This window comes from Leptolyngbya sp. FACHB-671 (genome assembly GCF_014695745.1).
In the GTDB taxonomy this organism is placed as follows: Bacteria; Cyanobacteriota; Cyanobacteriia; order Elainellales; family Elainellaceae; genus JAAUTN01.
In genome coordinates this window covers 23,623-40,247 of the sequence record NZ_JACJOV010000158.1, presented here as the reverse complement: position 1 = coordinate 40,247, position 16,625 = coordinate 23,623, and the positions used below count along the sequence as shown (strand labels likewise).

Sequence of the window (16,625 nt, the reverse complement as noted above, 5' to 3'; positions counted from 1 at the left end):
ATCGGAACCCTAATTTTTTGGAAGATGATGGTTAATCCATCAACCCAGAAAAGCTTTTGAGACAGGCAGTTAAAACATCGCGATTCAGGGCATTGTACTTGGTTTGCCCGTCCCGACGGGTTGTGATCAACCCAGCTTCTGCCAGTGTCCTAGAGTGGTGACAAAACAGAGCGAGGCTGATGTTAAGTTTCTGAGCAATTTCAGAGCCGCTTAGCTCATTCTCGCGAACCAGTAGCTCTACGATACGCAAACGGGTAGGGTCAGACAACGCCGCAAAAATTTTGGCGCGACAGTCATTTTCAGTTTTCTCAAGCAGCGGTGACACAGGTGACGGTTGATTGTCCATGTTTAGATACAGGCAGCAGAATAAATTGGGTTTTCAAATAAAACTCGAACAGGCTTATTGAAGCACTTAAACAACCACTTGACTATTGAGTTACTTTTCAATATTATCGTAGTTAAGCGGTTGTTTAACCACTTAACTAGTCCGCTTCATGGACTAAAGGAGATTAGCATTATGTCCAGTACATCTCAGACAAAGACTTCTTCAGAGGCTTCCAGTTCATCTCGATACATTACGCTAACGGAAGACAACTTCCAGGCAGAAGTCCTCGACAGTTCGTTACCGGTGCTAGTTGATTTTTGGGCTGCCTGGTGTGGTCCCTGTCGTATGATCACCCCCATCGTCGAAGAGTTAGCTGCTGATTTTGCAGGTCAAGCCAAGATCGCCAAGCTCAACATTGATGACTATAGTCACATTGCGAGTCGCTATCAGATTAGTGCTGTCCCGACGCTACTGCTGTTTCAATCGGGGAAAGTCGTTGATCAGGTGGTGGGTGTAGCTCCCAAGCGAGTCTTTGCTGCAAAGCTAGAAGCTTTGATAGAAGCAGCTCACTCAGAGCAGGCAGCTTGAGCTAGCTGAGACCAACGGCAAACAACGGCAAAAGAGTGAATGCCTAAGTTCCGATCCCCATTCTTGTTTAAAGGAGATAAATTTGTGAGTTCTAATGTTCATTTGCTTTCGCCAGTTAAAGTTGGCGCGTATGAACTGCCCAACCGGATTGTAATGGCTCCGCTGACTCGCAACCGTGCTAGTGCAGGGAATGTGCCTCAATCTTTGAACGCAACTTACTATGCACAACGTTCATCGGCAGGGCTAATCATCAGTGAGGCAACGCAGATTTCTCCTCAAGGTGTAGGCTATCCGGCGACTCCAGGCATTCACTCTCAAGAGCAGGTTGAAGGCTGGAAGCTGGTGACGGATGCGGTACATGAGCGGGGCGGCAAAATTTTTCTCCAGCTTTGGCATGTCGGACGGATCTCTCACCCGTCGTTACAGCCTGATGGAGCGCTCCCAGTTGCACCTTCGGCGATCGCCCCTGCTGGTGAAGCTTCAACCTATGAAGGACAAAAGCCATTTGTCACCCCACGCGCTCTAGAAATCACAGAGATTCCTGGGATTGTTGAAGATTACCGTCGGGCTGCCCAAAATGCGCTAGACGCTGGGTTTGACGGTGTGGAGATTCACGGTGCCAATGGCTATCTGCTCGATCAGTTTCTACAGGACGGAGCAAATCAGCGCACAGATGAGTATGGCGGTTCAGTTGAGAATCGCAGCCGCTTTCTATTGGAGGTGACGGAGGCCGTGACAGGCGTGTGGGGAGGCGATCGCGTCGGTGTTCGGCTTTCTCCCAGCGGCACCTTCAACGATATGCAAGATTCTGATCCACAGACGCTGTTTGATTACGTGATCGGAGCGTTAAACCGCTTTGGGCTTGCCTATCTGCACCTTGTGGAGCCACGGGTTCCGGGCATGAGTCTAGAGGAACCGAACCGCCCAGACTTACCCTCTAGCCATTTCCGCTCAATTTTTAATGGCACGATTATCTCAGCGGGGGGGCATGACCGCGACTCAGGTAATGCTCTGTTGGCAGAAGGGTCAGCCGACCTGATTGCCTACGGCAGACTCTACATCGCCAATCCAGATTTGCCAGAGCGATTTGCTGCTAACGCTTCGCTGAATACGCCCGATCGCTCAACTTTCTATGGTGGCACTGAGCAGGGATATATTGACTATCCTACGCTTGAGCTACAAAGTGCTTAGGTTGTTTGAGGAGTAGGAGCTAGAGGTTAGTTCAAATACCTCTTATTCTGATCTTCAGGTGAGACTGGAGACGAGAATAAATGCTCTAAAAAACTGAGAGCGTTACATCCAAGGATGTAACGCTCTCGGCTTTTTGGGACTGCTGTGAGGATCTATGGGTCAGTGCGTAGCGTTTGAGCTTGCATGAGTGTCGTCATTTGCTCCAAACCACGCTGGATGCGACGAGTCACGGTCATAGGGCTGATTCCAATTCTTTCAGCCACTTCCTTGCGTGAAAGTCCACTGAAGAAGACAAACTCAATTGCGGCTCTAGTTTTGTCTTCTAGCTGGCTCAAGGCAAGTTGAAGCTGTTGGCGGTCTTCTTCTAAAACCTGAAGGTTTTGATATTGAGGATCTGTCAAAGAATCGCCCAATGTCATTGAGGAATCGGTTTGTTGAGACACCGTTGCGTCGAGGCTGAGGGGTGAACGGTTTTGAGTGGCCAGCTTAACTTCACGCCATTCGTTCAAGGAAATTCCTAGTTGCTCAGCAACCGCTGCATCAGAGGGTTGATGTCCGAGCGATTGGGTAAGCTGGGCGCGAATCCGCTGTCCTTCTTTTTGCAAATCTTGCCAACGACGGGGAATCTTGATGGAACTGCTGCGATCGCGCAAAAAGTGCAGCATTTCACCCCGAATGTAAGGAACGGCAAAGGAGCTAAAGGCATATCCTTGGCTGGGGTTAAACCGCTCAACGGCGCGAATTAATCCGAGATAACCAATCTGTTCCAAATCTTCGTAAGGTTCACAGCACTGGCGGCTAATTCGATGGGCGATTTTGCGGACTAGTCCTGCGTTAAGACGCACAAGTTTGTTGCGAAGGGCGACGGTGGGATTGTGCTGGTAGGACATCAGCAATTCCACATTATCGGAGCGGAGAGAAGATTCAGTAGCCACCATCGGATAAGACCTCACGTCAGACTTAGGCTTATTCTCTCGGTGGAACCCTTAGCAAACCATCGTTAATTTACGGGTGTTTGAACAGCGCTCCTGAGAGGTCTCAGCAAAACTACGGATTGCTGAAACGGTTTGCTTCAAATCGCTCAGGTTCAGCCTTACTCTGTTTCGACCAAACAAGGTACAGAGAGGCAATCCCGACGGGGTTGCCTCTCTGTACCCCAATTTTCGTACCCCAATTTTTTGAGTGGGTATCACTATAATCAGGACATGTTAGAACTTCACTGTCACACGACGTATTCTGATGGCACACTAACTCCGGGCGAATTGGTTGAAGCAGCGATCGCCACTGGAGTCAAAGCACTTGCCATCACTGACCACGACACGGTCTCCGGGTGGAATGAGGCTTTTGTAGCGGCAGAGCAGCGTTTAGAAATTGTCCCCGGTGTGGAATTAAGTACGGTCCATAATGGGCGATCGCTACACATTCTTGGGTTTTACCCAGATGCCTCTAAATTGAGTGAGCCGCTGTCCTTGCGGCTGGAGGGACGCAAAAGGCGCGCGAAACAAATAGCAGCAAACTTGGCAGAAATGGGCTATCCAATCGAGCTACCAAACCTGGGAGAGGGCATGGCTCCCGGTCGTCCTCACTTAGCGACAGCGTTAGTTAGGGCTGGTTATGTAAATTCTGCAAGGGAAGCGTTTGATCGCTTTTTAGGAGATGACTGTCCTGCCTACGTTCACTACGAAAAGTTTTCGATTGTAGAAGGAATTGAGCTGCTGCGCTCATCGGGGGCAGTACCCGTTTGGGCGCACCCCTATCTGTTTCGTGGCGGTGATGTGGAAGTGGTGTTGCAAGAACTTGTTGCTGCGGGGTTGATGGGAGTTGAAGTTTATCATCCCAGCCATACCCCTTCCGAGACAAGAAAATTGGAAACATTTTGCGCTCAGTATGGACTGCTGATGACAGGAGGGAGCGATTACCACGGTCCGATTCCTGGTACGAAAGACAAACACATCACTACGTTAAACTTGCTGAACTTGCCGCTCAACCTGCTTGAACCCGTGAAGCAAGCAGCTGAAAGGTTAAGGGCTTGAGCCGGAATCTGTTTCGTAAAAGGACAACACCTTGGGTGGGACCGAAGCATTCGGGCACAAACTCTGCAACTTAATCACAATCCTTCTGCCGAATGCTTCATCCCTACCGTACTGCTACATCTTGCGGTGGAAAAAGGAGAATTTTTCAGAGTTTCCGGATCGACCCTATGTAATTAGTAGAAGGGTATGGTAGATGCACCCTGATTAAAACCCTGGAGTTAACCCTCCGGGGTTTTTCTTTTTCCAATGGATGCCGTTTAATGATTCTTAGACTTGGTGTTTGCTGGTACTGAAGATGCGTCTTCTGAAACCACATCGGGGAGCGATCGCTTCAAACCGTAAAGCCAGATCAAACCTGCTAATCCTACTGTGATTCCAACCAGGCTAACAATTTGGGCAATTCTTAACGGCCCAAGCATGAGGCTATCCATTCGCAGTCCTTCGATCCAAAAGCGCCCCAGGCTGTAGCAAACCCAGTACACCAAAAATAGCGTCCCAGTTTTGAGTTTTGTTGGGTTCTGTAGCCCCCTAAAGAAGAGGAAAATCAGAATTGCAAACACTCCCAGATTCCACAGTGACTCGTAAAGGAACGTGGGGTGGAAGTATTCTGCTGTAGTGTAGCCGGGAGGACGTTGAGCCGGGGGAATGTAGAGCTTCCAGGGTACATCTGTGGGACGACCAAAGGCTTCTGAGTTGAAGAAGTTTCCCCAGCGACCGATCGCCTGTCCCAAAATTAGTGAGGGTGACACCAGGTCAGCCAATTGCCAGAAAGATACTTTATTCAGACGAGCAAAAATTAGAGACGCGACAATACCGCCCAAAACTGCGCCGTGAATAGCGATACCGCCTTTCCAGATAGCGATGATGTCTGCTGGGTTCTGAGCATATTCCTGCCATTGAAACAGCACATAATACAGCCGCGCACAGGGAATCGCAGCCAGTACCAGCCAAATTGCTAAATCTCCTAACAGGTCGGGATTCACATTTCGACGTTTTGCCAGATAGGTTGATAGGCTAACGCCAATCAGGACGGCGGATGCAATGAGCAAGCCATACCAGCGGATAGTGAGCGGGCCCCACTCCAGGAGAATTGGGCCGGGCGAGGCAAATTTGGCAATTAGGGGTAGCGTGTGCAACAACATGTGTATTGTGGGACTGAATAAAAACTGGATTGTAATTCTGGTCAGGTTGGACAATACCACTAACCATAATGCCTGAGTTGGGTGGATGCGGTCGAAAATGGCGCGATCGCCTCCACGTTAAGATGGAGATCCTCCTCATTCCAGGGCTGTTTATGTCTGCTGTCGATTCTATTGACCCCGTTCAATCTGCTGAGGGCGATCGCCTCAATCCTGCTCAAGCGGTGAGTCCTATCCCTCCTCTGTTGGGGGCTTCTTTAGCGGAGCTAACTGATTGGGTACAACAGCAGCAGCAACCCGCCTATCGAGGAAAGCAGTTGCACCAGTGGCTATATCAACAGGGGGGGCGATCGCTGGCAGATATTTCGGTGTTTCCAAAGCAGTGGCGGGCAAATTTGGCGGACGTTCCTGTGGGGCGATCGACGCTGCATTATCGGTCAGAAGCGCCAGACGGCACGGTCAAGTTTCTGCTGCGTTTAGCTGATGGACAAATTATTGAGACTGTGGGGATTCCTACCGACAAGCGACTGACGGTGTGTGTCTCCTCGCAGGTGGGTTGTCCAATGGCTTGCGATTTTTGTGCGACGGGTAAAGGCGGCTTTACGCGCAACTTGGGGCGGCACGAAATTGTTGATCAGGTGTTGACTGTGCAAGAAGATTTTCAGCGGCGGGTTAGCAATATTGTGTTTATGGGCATGGGAGAGCCGCTGTTAAATACAGACAGCGTGCTGGCGAGCGTGCGATCGCTCAATGAAGATGTGGGAATTGGGCAGCGATCGATCACCATTTCTACGGTTGGCATTCCCGGACACATTCGCCGTTTGGCACAGCATCAGCTTCAGGTGACGCTAGCAGTAAGTTTGCACGCCTCTAATCAGGCTTTACGAGAACAGCTGATTCCCAGCGCTCATCATTATCCCTTGACAGCGCTTTTGGAAGAATGCCGCGAATATGTACAGATTACGGGTCGTCGCGTCTCCTTTGAATACATTCTGCTGGGTGGATTGAACGATCGCCCCGAACATGCCAATCAATTGACTGAACATCTGCGGGGTTTCCAGAGCCATGTCAACCTGATTCCCTACAACCCGATTCAAGAAGTCGATTATCAGCGTCCTGATTCAAAGCGTATTCAAACTTTTGTGGAAGCGCTAAAAGCCAAACATATTGCGGTCAGTGTCCGACAGTCTAGAGGCTTGGCGGCTGATGCGGCTTGTGGTCAGCTACGAGCTTCTAAGGTGGGGGCGATCGCCTAACAACCGGGATACCGTACCAATTTGATTTTTGTCTAGGACAGATGCTTCGGCATAAAAAACATGAGGGCTAGAAGTTGAACTTCTAGCCCTCACAGTGGACGCTTAAAATCTTCAAAGCCAATCAGGCTGGAATGCCCGGAGCATAAGCCTCAATCACATTACCCGTTTCCGAACACATGACCATCAGGTAATCGCAAGCAGGACACTGTGTCCGAGTGAGCTGGTTAGCGGTGAGGTGATGTCGCTCGGCTGGGCTACCACAATTCGGGCAGCGAACGGCTTGAATTGTAGGTATTTTCTGTATCGTTTGCATCTTAAAACCCTCTCGACTCAGCTAATTTTCGAAAAAAAGTAAATCTTGAACAAACCTAGAGCTTTAGAGTAAAAAGTAAGGTTTCTCTTACTCCTTCGATCGAAAAATGTATCTAGATTAACTAACTTAAAGATAGTTAATAAGCAGAAAAAATTTCCAACATTTAATTTTATTATGTCAGCATTTAATAAAAGTTGCAACGTAAATCTAACCTGGGATCATAAGCCTAAAGCGTGATCCCCGCTACATCCAGGAATTGAAACTCGGTTATGGTTGGCTTTTTCCAGCCACTAAACTGAGAGCAAAGCAGAAAAACAATGGAGCCAGAATGACTATTTCCTGGGTATGAGACTGCAATATTTTTCATAGCTTTACAGTTTCTTCAAAGATCTTTAACCAAGTCTCCAAATTTCCACTGTTTGGAGAGAAATTTGTGAGGCTTCTATCTAATTTCGGTATACTCCTTATCTTTATTTCTTAAGATTTGATTAATTATTTCTTCGGTTAGATGGCAGCAAAAAGAGTAGGCAAAATTCAGCTACATTCATTCTTGGAAGGTAGCTTTGAGTACTTAAAACAATGTCCTAGAAAGATATTTCCCCTCAGAAGAGAAGTTTTGAAAGGAGCAAATGCTCTTGTAGGGCATGACCTTGGGGCAAAAAGTTGAAAGTGCCACGAGTTCTGTATGGGTGCACTACTGAGCTTTTCCCAGATGTTCTCCACTGCGTCTATAGCAATTCTCAATTGCACGTCATACAGCAGTGGCACGGTGCGCCACTGCTGTATGACGTACTTTGTATTCCACTCAAGACTTAGGCTTTTGCTACCTGATAGACAAAGTTTAGGGTTGCCCAGTTGTTGCAATTCAAGGTGTAGGTGTCAGGCGGTACGTCTGTCCTACTGTTAGCGACCAAGCTAGCTTGATTCAAGTCTCGTAAGGTTGCTTGGGCAACTTCTAGCGGATTTGCCAGGGTGCTGACCCGTCTGGCATCTCCCTTAGAGCGCATAGAAATTTCCAAGGCAGAGTAGGTGTGGGTGAGTGGGGTATGGCTGAAGATCACGTAATTTTCGACTACGCCAGGTGGTCCTTGTAGTGTCCAGTCAGACGGCGTGGATTGGGGAATGAGCAAGATTTCTCCCGGTGAGAGCAGACTATCGGCGGGAGCAGCCTCGAAATCAAGACTATTTTCAGATGTGGGTGTAGGAAAGAGGGCGATCGCATTCCCACTGCTATCTAAACCTAAAAGAATGAAATAGACAGGGCGATCGCTATAGTTACACAGCCGATACTGAAGGCGGCTATTAATCGGTAAGGTAGGCAATTTGCCATCGCCTACAAACAGTCCGGCTAATCGACTGGCAGGGGCAGCCCAGGGAGCGCGAGGCGTTTCCTGCTGCATCACAATCCGTTCTTGAGGGGCAGTCATTTCCAGCGTTGCCCGCACACCCAGACGAGATGATTCTGCGTTACTGGTCAGGCGAAGTAGCTTTGCCGCCAAAAGAGTGTGAAGTTGGGGGGTAATGCGGTTTACCGCAGTTTTGACGGCTTCTTCTTCCTTGGACAGCGTGTTTAGGAGAGCAGACCGCCCCAGGTGAAATAAACCATAACTGCTTTTAGGAGCAGGTAAATCACCATTCACTGGCTGTCTTGGCTCCAAGTCTCCTGCTTCAAGCGAGGATGCGGTCAACGATGCAGCCAGGGTTGGAGCACCTAATTGAGTTTTGCCAAAAACATAATCTGCAGATTGCTCACCAGCGGCGATCGCCGTCACCCTGGGGATTGTCGCAAAAGCGCTTGTCGCATCTACCCGCTCAATTCGCTCCAGGCTAGAATCTAGCGCCACAGTCAAATTGATATTGCGTGGCAAAACTCGCACTGATTCCTGGACTAGCTGCCCCACTTGCAGCGGCATGGTGCTAGAAGCAGCAGAAATTCTTGCTCTAACTGATATACCTTCACGGCTGCGAATCTGAAGTAGTTGCTTGTCTGCCGATGAGGTCGTTTCAACGTCCGCAACAACAGACTCAAGCAGCTGAATCTTTTCACCGGGCTGAGCATTCGACGGAACTAGTGACAAGAGTGAATTTTGTCCGTAATTTTCTAGTACCGCTGCGGGAAGTCCAGCCAGCCACAGCCGGACTGTTTTACCGTCTTCCTCGATTGCCGTAACCACACCATCAGCAGTCGTTGTAGCATCAGACTTAAGGTAGTAAGGCGATAGGGATGGATTCTGGCTCTTTTGCCCCAAGACATACGGCTGTTGTTCTTTGCCGACCAGTTGCTCGACAGATCCAGCGGTGAGTCCCAGAGTGAGCTGGAGTGTACTGGCAGGTGTTGCGCCCCAGAGGTGCTGCGTCAGCGCATAGGTAAACAATCCGGCGCTAAATCCATTCCATTGTCCTTCTGCTGCAACTTGATTTGGTCCCGTTGCCATTAAGACAATGCCGGGCAACTGACCCGTTCGCCATTGGGACTGACTTTGTTCTTGGGAAATTCTCACCCGACCGCGCAACTGTGCCTGAAATTCCAGTTCCGCTGGGGCAAGCCAACCGTTAGGCGTAGTGGGACGAGAGCGAACCCGCAGGTTGCCCTGGATAGCTCGATTGGGGTCAGCATAGCTAGTGTCTAGCACCGCAGTGACTTGCTCAGTGGAGAGCGATCGCAGTAGTAACCCTAGTGTCTCCTCCGGCAAATCATTAATATATGGACTTTCCTCAGTAGGCAAAACGCCATCAACTGGCACCAAGCTATTTTGAACCAGTTCACCATTCTCTCCCAGCTTGATCTGACTGCCAAACCCGCTGAAGTGAAAAAGCACCACATCACCAGGTCGAGCTTGCTCTGTCAAATGCGTGAGAAAAGCAGCTTCGATCGCTTCACGGGTTACCTGCTGGTCGGTCAGCGTCAGAATGTCACTGGGCTGAAAGCCAAAGCGGTGAATCAGCAGTTCTCGCTGAAGCTGAACATCCGTGATGCAACCATTTAGGGCATAGGTGGAGCGATCGGAAACTTGCTCAGGATATTGGTTAATGCCGACTAGCAGTGCCAACTTGCGATTCGTTGGCTGAGCGAGTGCCTGTTGGTATCGGTCTATCACTAGAGACAATGCCGCCTCACTGCTCCCCAGGGCAAACAGTGTTAAACCAGCTTGCTGTAAGAAAGCTCGACGCTTTAGTCCCACTGAATCCTCTACGCTGCTAAACTTCTGCGTTGCTAACCCGACGAATGACTAAACTTCTGCCGCAACCTTCATTGCCCGTGCCAGCTCTGCTGCAACTTCAGGGCGAGAAAACTCAGGGGGTGGTAACTCACCTTGACGCAGCAGTTGACGAACCTTCGTTCCAGATAAGTGAATTCGCTCTTCAGGCGTACTGGGGCTGGTTTTGGTCGTCGCCATTGACTGGGTACGAGTGCAGTAAAAGGCGTGTTCAAACTTCATCGGACTGATCCTCAATGCGGTGGGATCAAATTCGTCAAAGATGTATTGAGCATCGTAAGTGCCGTAATAGTCACCTACTCCAGCATGATCCCGACCGACGATAAAGTGAGTGCAGCCATAGTTTTTCCGCACTAGAGCATGAAAAATTGCTTCCCTGGGGCCAGCGTATCGCATTGCGGCTGGGTTGATGGCGAGAATCACACGATCCAGGGGGAAATAGTATTTCAGCATAATTTCGTAGCAACGCATCCTCACGTCAGCCGGAATGTCGTCGCTCTTGGTGGCCCCGACTAACGGGTGGAGAAACAGCCCATCCACGGTTTCTAGAGCGCATTTTTGAATGTACTCATGGGCGCGGTGAATCGGGTTGCGTGTTTGAAACCCAACAATGGTTTTCCAGCCTTTTTCACGAAATAGCGATCGCGAGTCAACCGGATCGATCTGATAGGTGGGAAAGAAAGGATGGGGATCACGCTGCAACAGCCAAACTGCACCTGCCAGATTGATTGGGCCTTGCTCATAGACCACTTTCACACCCGGATGTGCTTGATCGTCTGTTTTATAGACGTTGATGGCTTCCTTGAGCTTGTCGTAACGATATTTTTGCTCTAGCTCCAGGATGCCGACAAACTCACCATTGGGATCATCCAGGCGAATTTTGCTGCCTTCTTTGAGGGGTTCTGCGATCGCCTCCGTCACCGAGAGCGTAACCGGAATTGACCAGGGCAAACCATTAGCCAGGTGCATTGTCGTGACGACGGCTTCATAGTCTGACGAATTCATAAATCCGGTCAAAGGGCTGAACCCACCGATCGCAATCATCACCAGATCAGACGTGGTGCGTTCGTCTAGCTGCACTCTAGGTAAAGCATCTGCCTCTGCTAAAAATTGCTGGCGTTGCTCTGGAGTCGCCACCCGATTAATCAGATGCCCGCCGTGCGGGGCGATGTTGTCTACGTGCTGAGTCATTGAAGTCGAGGTAAAGAGGTTAGCAGCATGTGATCAGGCTGAGCAAGCAGCACTGATCCCGGTTCAGTTCAAAACCAACCCCTATCGTACTGTGCTGTGGGGTTCGATTAACCCACCGCCAAGCAACAGATCGCCGCGATACCAGACGGCTGCCTGCCCGGGGGTAATGCTGAACTGAGGTTCGTCAAAAATCACCTTGACGCGAGTAGCGCCGTTCTCCGACGATTCCAGCGGAATGATGGTGGCAGGAACGGCTGCTGATCGGTAGCGTACCTGAACTTCAGCCTGGATCGGTGTGTCTGGCGCTGCAATGGAGACCCAATTCACCTGTTGAACGGTGCATTCAGTTTGGTGAGTGCTGTCGCGATCGCCCACAATCACCTGATTGCGTCCTGCATCAATGCCGATGACATAAAGAGGTTGTGCTGCCGCGATCCCCAGCCCCTTGCGCTGCCCGATCGTGTAGTGATGAATACCGTCGTGCTGCCCCAGCACCCGTCCTGACTGGTCAACGATGTCTCCCTTTTGCGGTGCCAGGTACTTATCGAGAAAAGTTTGCATTGAGCCGTGAGCCTCGATCAGGCAAAGATCCTGGCTTTCGGGCTTGTCTGCTGTGTGTAGCCCAAACTCAGCGGCTAGTCTGCGGGTTTCTACCTTCGTCTGCTCTCCTAGAGGAAACTGGGAATGAGCCAGTAGATCCTGCGTCAAATCGTAGAGGAAGTAGGACTGATCTTTACTGCGATCGACAGCGCGGCGAAGCTGGTGGCGATCGCTCAGGGAATCATAGCTAATCCGAGCATAATGTCCCGTCGCGATCCGGTCGATCCCCAATTCGTCCTGGGCATAGCGCAACATTGGACCGAACTTCACTGCCTTGTTGCACTGAGAGCAGGGTAACGGCGTAATCCCAGCACCGTAGCCGCTGACCAAATAATCCACAATATTAGACTGGAAAACATCCCGACTGTCCACGATGTGGTGCGGAATTTCTAACTGCTCACAAAGCTGAGCCGCATCCACCATGCCTTCAGAGCAACACTGTCCTTTTCCTTTCATGAGCCAAAGGGTCAGCCCAATGACTTCATAGCCTTGACGATGAAGTGTTGCGGCTGCAACTGAACTGTCAACTCCACCCGATAGCCCAACTACAACTTTGTCCATGAACTGATGAGGCGACTTTAACTTTAAAGTTCTATTTTCTGGGTTTTTGCTGGGTTAGGTTTGTTTAACACTGAGCATACTTTCCCTTACTTAGGCTAACATTTAGCGACAAAACCGTTTGGCAACGGGCTAAATGAACTCCTTGGGGTGAGGAAATGATCGTTACGGAGCTTTCCTCTAGCAGGTCTGGAAGTCCTCAAACTTTTTTCAAATCCTACAAAAATCTTTAGATTTCTTCATTTTTAGAAGAATTATTTATCCTCTAAGTATCTCATTTGCAAGAATATTAGGGATTGTCTACTGATGTCCCTTGGTCTAGTCAGCACCAGGGAATAAACTGGATAACCTCCAAACGAGCCAATTCTCTGCGCCTATCCCAGAAGTGCCTCGTCCACAACGTCGCCACAACCTCAATTGAGCGCTGTAAGTCAGCGACTCAACCTTATGCCTGTTGAGAGTAGTTTTTGATGGACTTGGAGCGCTTTTCGGGTAGTGGTTTGCCTGAAACCGAGAAAAATTCTCTGGTACTCGTGATTGACAGTAATGCAGATAGCCTATGGCTAGCCAGTCAAATCTTAGATTTATGTGGCTATTCATCGCTATCAACTACAAAAGGGTTAGAGGCGCTAGAGATTGTTCAGCAAAAGCGGCCCAGTCTAATTTTGAGTGAACTCATGCTGACGGATATTGATGGCATTGAGCTGATAAAGCAGCTACGGAAAATGGCGATCGCCACTCCAATCGTTGCGGTGACAACTCTCTGGCAATCCCCTTATTTGGAACTGGCAGTAGGGGCAGGCTGCAATGGGCTGATCAAAAAACCTTACGAAGTTGAAGAGCTAATGGCGATCGCGGCTACTCATCTACCTCTACTATCTTTTCCTTTCTAATTTTAGGAATTGATGCAGGGTCGCGCACCGGCGGAGGGCTGCTGAGAACGGCAAGTAGCCCGGAAAATCCACTTTCTAAAGCCGTATCGCTGAGCAAGGCAATCACAGAAATTCCAGCGATCTCCTCAATCATGGTCTTGATTTGAGGCTTGATGGCCATGTCTATCTGCCAACGCAGCTTAACGGCAAGTTCTTTTTGCTCTGTGGCTAGCAAAAGTTGCTCGGCGTGGGTCGTAGACTTTTCCAGAATGATTGCCAGTTTTTCATCAAAAAATTGACAGGTAACTTTTTCTAGTCGATGTCCCAATTTTTCTCGATAGAGGGCCTGGATACGCTGTGCCAAGGCACGTTCTATCTGCCCCCGTGTGGGACTACTGGATGTCATCATGAGCGAGCTATCCTCCATCAGAGCCTTTGAGGTGTCTAAAATGCCACCAAAAGACGGTGACTTAAAGCAAAAACAGCACCAGAGGTGTCAGAGTTGTCCAAACGGCTCTTGCTGAATACCTGGTAAAGAAAAGTAGGTGAGACTACGAGTGCTATGTAATGGTTACGTCAGGTTAGCGGTTGTTTGCGCCTTAAGTCGTCTATCAGCAGATACAGCCGTTGTGGAATTAACCTAAAAACCTCCAAAAACCTCTAATGAACGCTTTACAGGTCGCTGTCGTGTTAAACTTGCTGCAAATTTTGCTACCACAAGTTAGATCGTTTGGTAAGTCCGAATTCCAAAAACACGACTCAATAGCATTATGAAAAGGGGCGATCGCATCATGAGCAACCTCCACCACAAATCGCCTACATCTTGTCATCCTTTTAGGTTGCAACAGTCGGGGCTACTCAGCTTCATCTCAATTTCCGTGCTACTAGGAAGCGGTTGGATGATTGCTCCGGCTTGGGCAGAGCCGTTACCCAGAAACGTGTTGATGGCACAGCAGATTGTGGATGGTCTGCCACCGCCGCCGTCTGTGACTTTTGGGGAAGAAATTCCGGTCGCACCGACTCAACCCCAGCAGTATCCACAACAGTACAATGATCCGGCTCCGGACTCTGCTGATCTAGAGCAATCTGGCTCGACTGATGCTTCAGAACGCTTTCTGGTTTACGTCAATGGAGACAGCCCGCTTCTGCTAAACCAGGTGAGACGGGTGGAATCAGGCGCATTCTTCCAAAACTATGATGGACGGCAGGTAATCCAGGCAGGCGTGTTTAACCAAACCGATAGCGCAGAACGGCGGGTTGCAGAGCTTGCTGCTCAAGGCATTGGGGCTGAGGTGGTCCGGGTTCCAGGTGTGGTGTTAGCCAATTCAAACACCCAGACAGTCGCCTCAAGGGGATCTAGCCTGCCCTCCCCTGAACTGCTGCCAGCAGCAACGTTTAACCCAGAGGCTTCTGGACAGCAGTCTAACTTTAGCGACACTGAAGTTGCTCAAGCCAATACGCCGATTCCGGATGACTCCTACTATGTTGCCATTCCGGGAGATGCGGACAACATATCCGCTATTTATGCCCAAGTGGTGCGGCTGGGTGGAAATTTAAGGCTGGCTCAAGTTGCAGAAAGTAGGCGAGAGCCTTTTGGACCTCACGTCTTGGTCGGTCCCTTTGCCAACCGCAGTGCAGCCACTCGTTGGAATCGCTACTTTAGAGACTTTGGTATGGATGCCAGAGTTTACTATAGGCGTTAGGAAGTTTTGAGTTGTGAATTGTGCTGAACGTCCTACAGCTAGAGCAAATCCAGCACTTTGCGGTCACCGCCAACCAAATGGCAGAAATCGAGGCGCGGGTATTTGCGGCAGGGATGCCCGTGGCAGCGCTGATGGAAAAGGTGGGTGGGCTCCTTGCCCAGCGGATTCAGGCGCTCTATCCGCGATCGCAAGCTTCTCACATTGGCATTCTGGTTGGCCCAGGACACAATGGCGGCGATGCGCTGGTGGTTGCCCGTGAGCTTCACTTTCGGGGCTATAAAGTTACACTCTACCAACCGCTAACCAAGCTCAAGCAATTGACTGACCACCATGCCCAATATGCTGCTAGTTTGGGCATTCCCTGCTCTGATCAGTTCACCGCTTTAGAAACCTGTGATTTGTTGATCGATGGACTGTTTGGGTATGGGCTGACCCGAGCGTTAGAAGGGGCGATCGCCGATGCCATTAATCAAATCAATCAGTGGACTCAGCCCATTCTCAGCATTGACCTACCTTCTGGCATCCATACCGACACCGGAGAGGCTTTAGGCACTGCGGTTCGTGCCGATCGCACCTTTTGCTTGGGTTTGTGGAAGCTTGCATTTCTGCAAGATCAGGCATTGAAATATATAGGAACGGCTGAGTTAATCGACATTGACCTGCCGCTTGCCGAGATTCAAACGGTACTGGGCACCTCTGAGGTACATCGAATTACGGCAAAAACGGCGATCGCACCCCTCTCGATTGCGCGATCGCCCACTACCCACAAGTACAAGCAGGGGCATTTGTTGCTGATCTGCGGTTCCCGTCAGTATATGGGTGCTGCTGTTCTAACTTCTCTGGCAGCAAGAGCCAGTGGCGTCGGGATGCTCTCCATTGCCGTGCCTGAATCGCTCAAATCTATTTTGATCGCCCAACTGCCCGATGCCTTGACGCTGGGCTGTGTCGAAGACGAATCGGGTGCGATCGCCCAACTGCCCGACGAAACCGACCTGAGCAAATATAGTGTGATCGCCTGTGGTCCGGGTCTGACCCAAAATGCTGACTCCGTTGTAGAGCAAGTTCTTGCTAGCGATCGCCCACTCGTTTTAGACGCAGATGGATTAAATATTCTGGCAAACCAAGCTCGGATGCCCCAAATTGCTCAGCGGCAGGCACCCACGATTCTCACACCTCACCCCGGCGAATTTAAGCGGCTTTTTCCCAATCTGGGTGAGCAACTGGGCGATCGCATTACGGCCGTTCGTTCAGCCGCCCAGCAAAGCAAGGCAGTTGTGCTGCTCAAAGGCGCACGAGTCGCGATCGCCAATTCTCAAGGCATCGTCTGGGTAAACCCTGAAAGCACTCCGGCCCTGGCCCGTGGCGGCAGTGGCGATGTTTTGACTGGCTTGCTGGGTGGTCTACTAGCACAGGCGATCGCTCATTCCACCTCAGCAGAAGCGATCGTTCAAACTGCGACTTGGTGGCACGCTCAAGCAGGCATTCAAGCTGCCCAAGAACGAACTGAATTCGGCGTTGACGCGCATACGTTAACGCAGTTTTTGATCCCGACTTTGCGATCGCACTTAGAGAGGCTCTAGAGTCTGCTTGGTCAACGTTGAGTTTTCGTGCCCCATGCGCACAAAAGTTAACTATTTC

The 16,625-nt window shown here is 50.1% G+C and carries 15 protein-coding genes; 7 read left to right on the top strand and 8 right to left on the bottom strand.

What is annotated here, in order from left to right; all coding sequences use genetic code 11:
• Positions 1–31 precede the first annotated feature (31 nt).
• A complete protein-coding gene (locus tag H6F93_RS29230) occupies positions 32–346 on the bottom strand; it encodes an ArsR/SmtB family transcription factor (protein WP_190688814.1) in 315 nt (104 codons plus the stop codon).
• A gap of 171 nt (positions 347–517) precedes the next feature.
• Between H6F93_RS29230 and trxA the strand changes: the two genes are divergently transcribed.
• Complete coding sequence (gene trxA, locus H6F93_RS29225; RefSeq protein ID WP_190644197.1) at positions 518–913, top strand: thioredoxin; 396 nt, start codon at positions 518–520, stop codon at positions 911–913.
• Between the two features lie 84 nt (positions 914–997).
• Entirely contained in the window at positions 998–2,104 is a 1,107-nt protein-coding gene (locus H6F93_RS29220; protein ID WP_347277374.1) for an alkene reductase, read from the top strand.
• A 152-nt stretch (positions 2,105–2,256) separates the two neighbouring features.
• Here H6F93_RS29220 and H6F93_RS29215 read toward each other — a convergent pair whose 3' ends face one another.
• A complete protein-coding gene (locus H6F93_RS29215) occupies positions 2,257–3,042 on the bottom strand; it encodes an RNA polymerase sigma factor SigF (RefSeq protein WP_190644199.1) in 786 nt (261 codons plus the stop codon).
• Positions 3,043–3,309: 267 nt separating this feature from the next.
• Between H6F93_RS29215 and H6F93_RS29210 the strand changes: the two genes are divergently transcribed.
• Positions 3,310–4,137, top strand: a complete 828-nt coding sequence (locus tag H6F93_RS29210; RefSeq protein ID WP_190688808.1) for a PHP domain-containing protein — start codon at positions 3,310–3,312, stop codon at positions 4,135–4,137.
• A 257-nt stretch (positions 4,138–4,394) separates the two neighbouring features.
• On the opposite strand, the gene lgt is transcribed toward H6F93_RS29210, so the two are convergent.
• Positions 4,395–5,279: a prolipoprotein diacylglyceryl transferase gene (gene lgt / locus H6F93_RS29205; RefSeq protein WP_190688805.1), complete on the bottom strand. Its 885-nt coding sequence runs from the start codon at positions 5,277–5,279 to the stop codon at positions 4,395–4,397.
• A 68-nt stretch (positions 5,280–5,347) separates the two neighbouring features.
• Between lgt and rlmN the strand changes: the two genes are divergently transcribed.
• Positions 5,348–6,532: a dual-specificity RNA methyltransferase RlmN gene (rlmN, locus tag H6F93_RS29200; protein ID WP_242043676.1), complete on the top strand. Its 1,185-nt coding sequence runs from the start codon at positions 5,348–5,350 to the stop codon at positions 6,530–6,532.
• A gap of 121 nt (positions 6,533–6,653) precedes the next feature.
• On the opposite strand, the gene H6F93_RS29195 is transcribed toward rlmN, so the two are convergent.
• The 4 genes from H6F93_RS29195 to mnmA form a co-directional block, all read right to left on the bottom strand.
• The gene (locus tag H6F93_RS29195; RefSeq protein ID WP_190644203.1) at positions 6,654–6,845 is read right to left on the bottom strand and encodes a bL32 family ribosomal protein; all 192 of its coding nucleotides are present in this window, start codon (positions 6,843–6,845) and stop codon (positions 6,654–6,656) included.
• A gap of 812 nt (positions 6,846–7,657) precedes the next feature.
• Positions 7,658–10,027: a caspase family protein gene (locus H6F93_RS29190; RefSeq protein ID WP_190688802.1), complete on the bottom strand. Its 2,370-nt coding sequence runs from the start codon at positions 10,025–10,027 to the stop codon at positions 7,658–7,660.
• 48 nt (positions 10,028–10,075) lie between these two features.
• Complete coding sequence (sat, locus tag H6F93_RS29185; protein ID WP_190688799.1) at positions 10,076–11,254, bottom strand: sulfate adenylyltransferase; 1,179 nt, start codon at positions 11,252–11,254, stop codon at positions 10,076–10,078.
• An 81-nt stretch (positions 11,255–11,335) separates the two neighbouring features.
• Positions 11,336–12,415 carry a tRNA 2-thiouridine(34) synthase MnmA gene (gene mnmA / locus H6F93_RS29180; RefSeq protein WP_190688796.1) on the bottom strand — a complete coding sequence of 360 codons (1,080 nt, stop codon included), beginning with the start codon at positions 12,413–12,415 and terminating at the stop codon, positions 11,336–11,338.
• Between the two features lie 467 nt (positions 12,416–12,882).
• Between mnmA and H6F93_RS29175 the strand changes: the two genes are divergently transcribed.
• Positions 12,883–13,305 (top strand): response regulator, encoded by a 423-nt coding sequence (locus H6F93_RS29175; RefSeq protein ID WP_190688793.1) that lies wholly within the window; start codon positions 12,883–12,885, stop codon positions 13,303–13,305.
• Here H6F93_RS29175 and H6F93_RS29170 read toward each other — a convergent pair.
• Positions 13,271–13,693 carry a Na-translocating system protein MpsC family protein gene (locus H6F93_RS29170; RefSeq protein WP_242043675.1) on the bottom strand — a complete coding sequence of 141 codons (423 nt, stop codon included), beginning with the start codon at positions 13,691–13,693 and terminating at the stop codon, positions 13,271–13,273. The two genes, H6F93_RS29175 and H6F93_RS29170, sit on opposite strands and share 35 nt — an antisense overlap.
• A gap of 361 nt (positions 13,694–14,054) precedes the next feature.
• On the opposite strand from H6F93_RS29170, the gene H6F93_RS29165 reads away from it, so the two are divergent.
• Both H6F93_RS29165 and H6F93_RS29160 read left to right on the top strand, forming a co-directional pair.
• Positions 14,055–14,987 carry a hypothetical protein gene (locus H6F93_RS29165; RefSeq protein ID WP_190688790.1) on the top strand — a complete coding sequence of 311 codons (933 nt, stop codon included), beginning with the start codon at positions 14,055–14,057 and terminating at the stop codon, positions 14,985–14,987.
• Between the two features lie 20 nt (positions 14,988–15,007).
• Entirely contained in the window at positions 15,008–16,567 is a 1,560-nt protein-coding gene (locus tag H6F93_RS29160) for an NAD(P)H-hydrate dehydratase (protein ID WP_524538037.1), read from the top strand.
• Positions 16,568–16,625 lie beyond the last annotated feature (58 nt).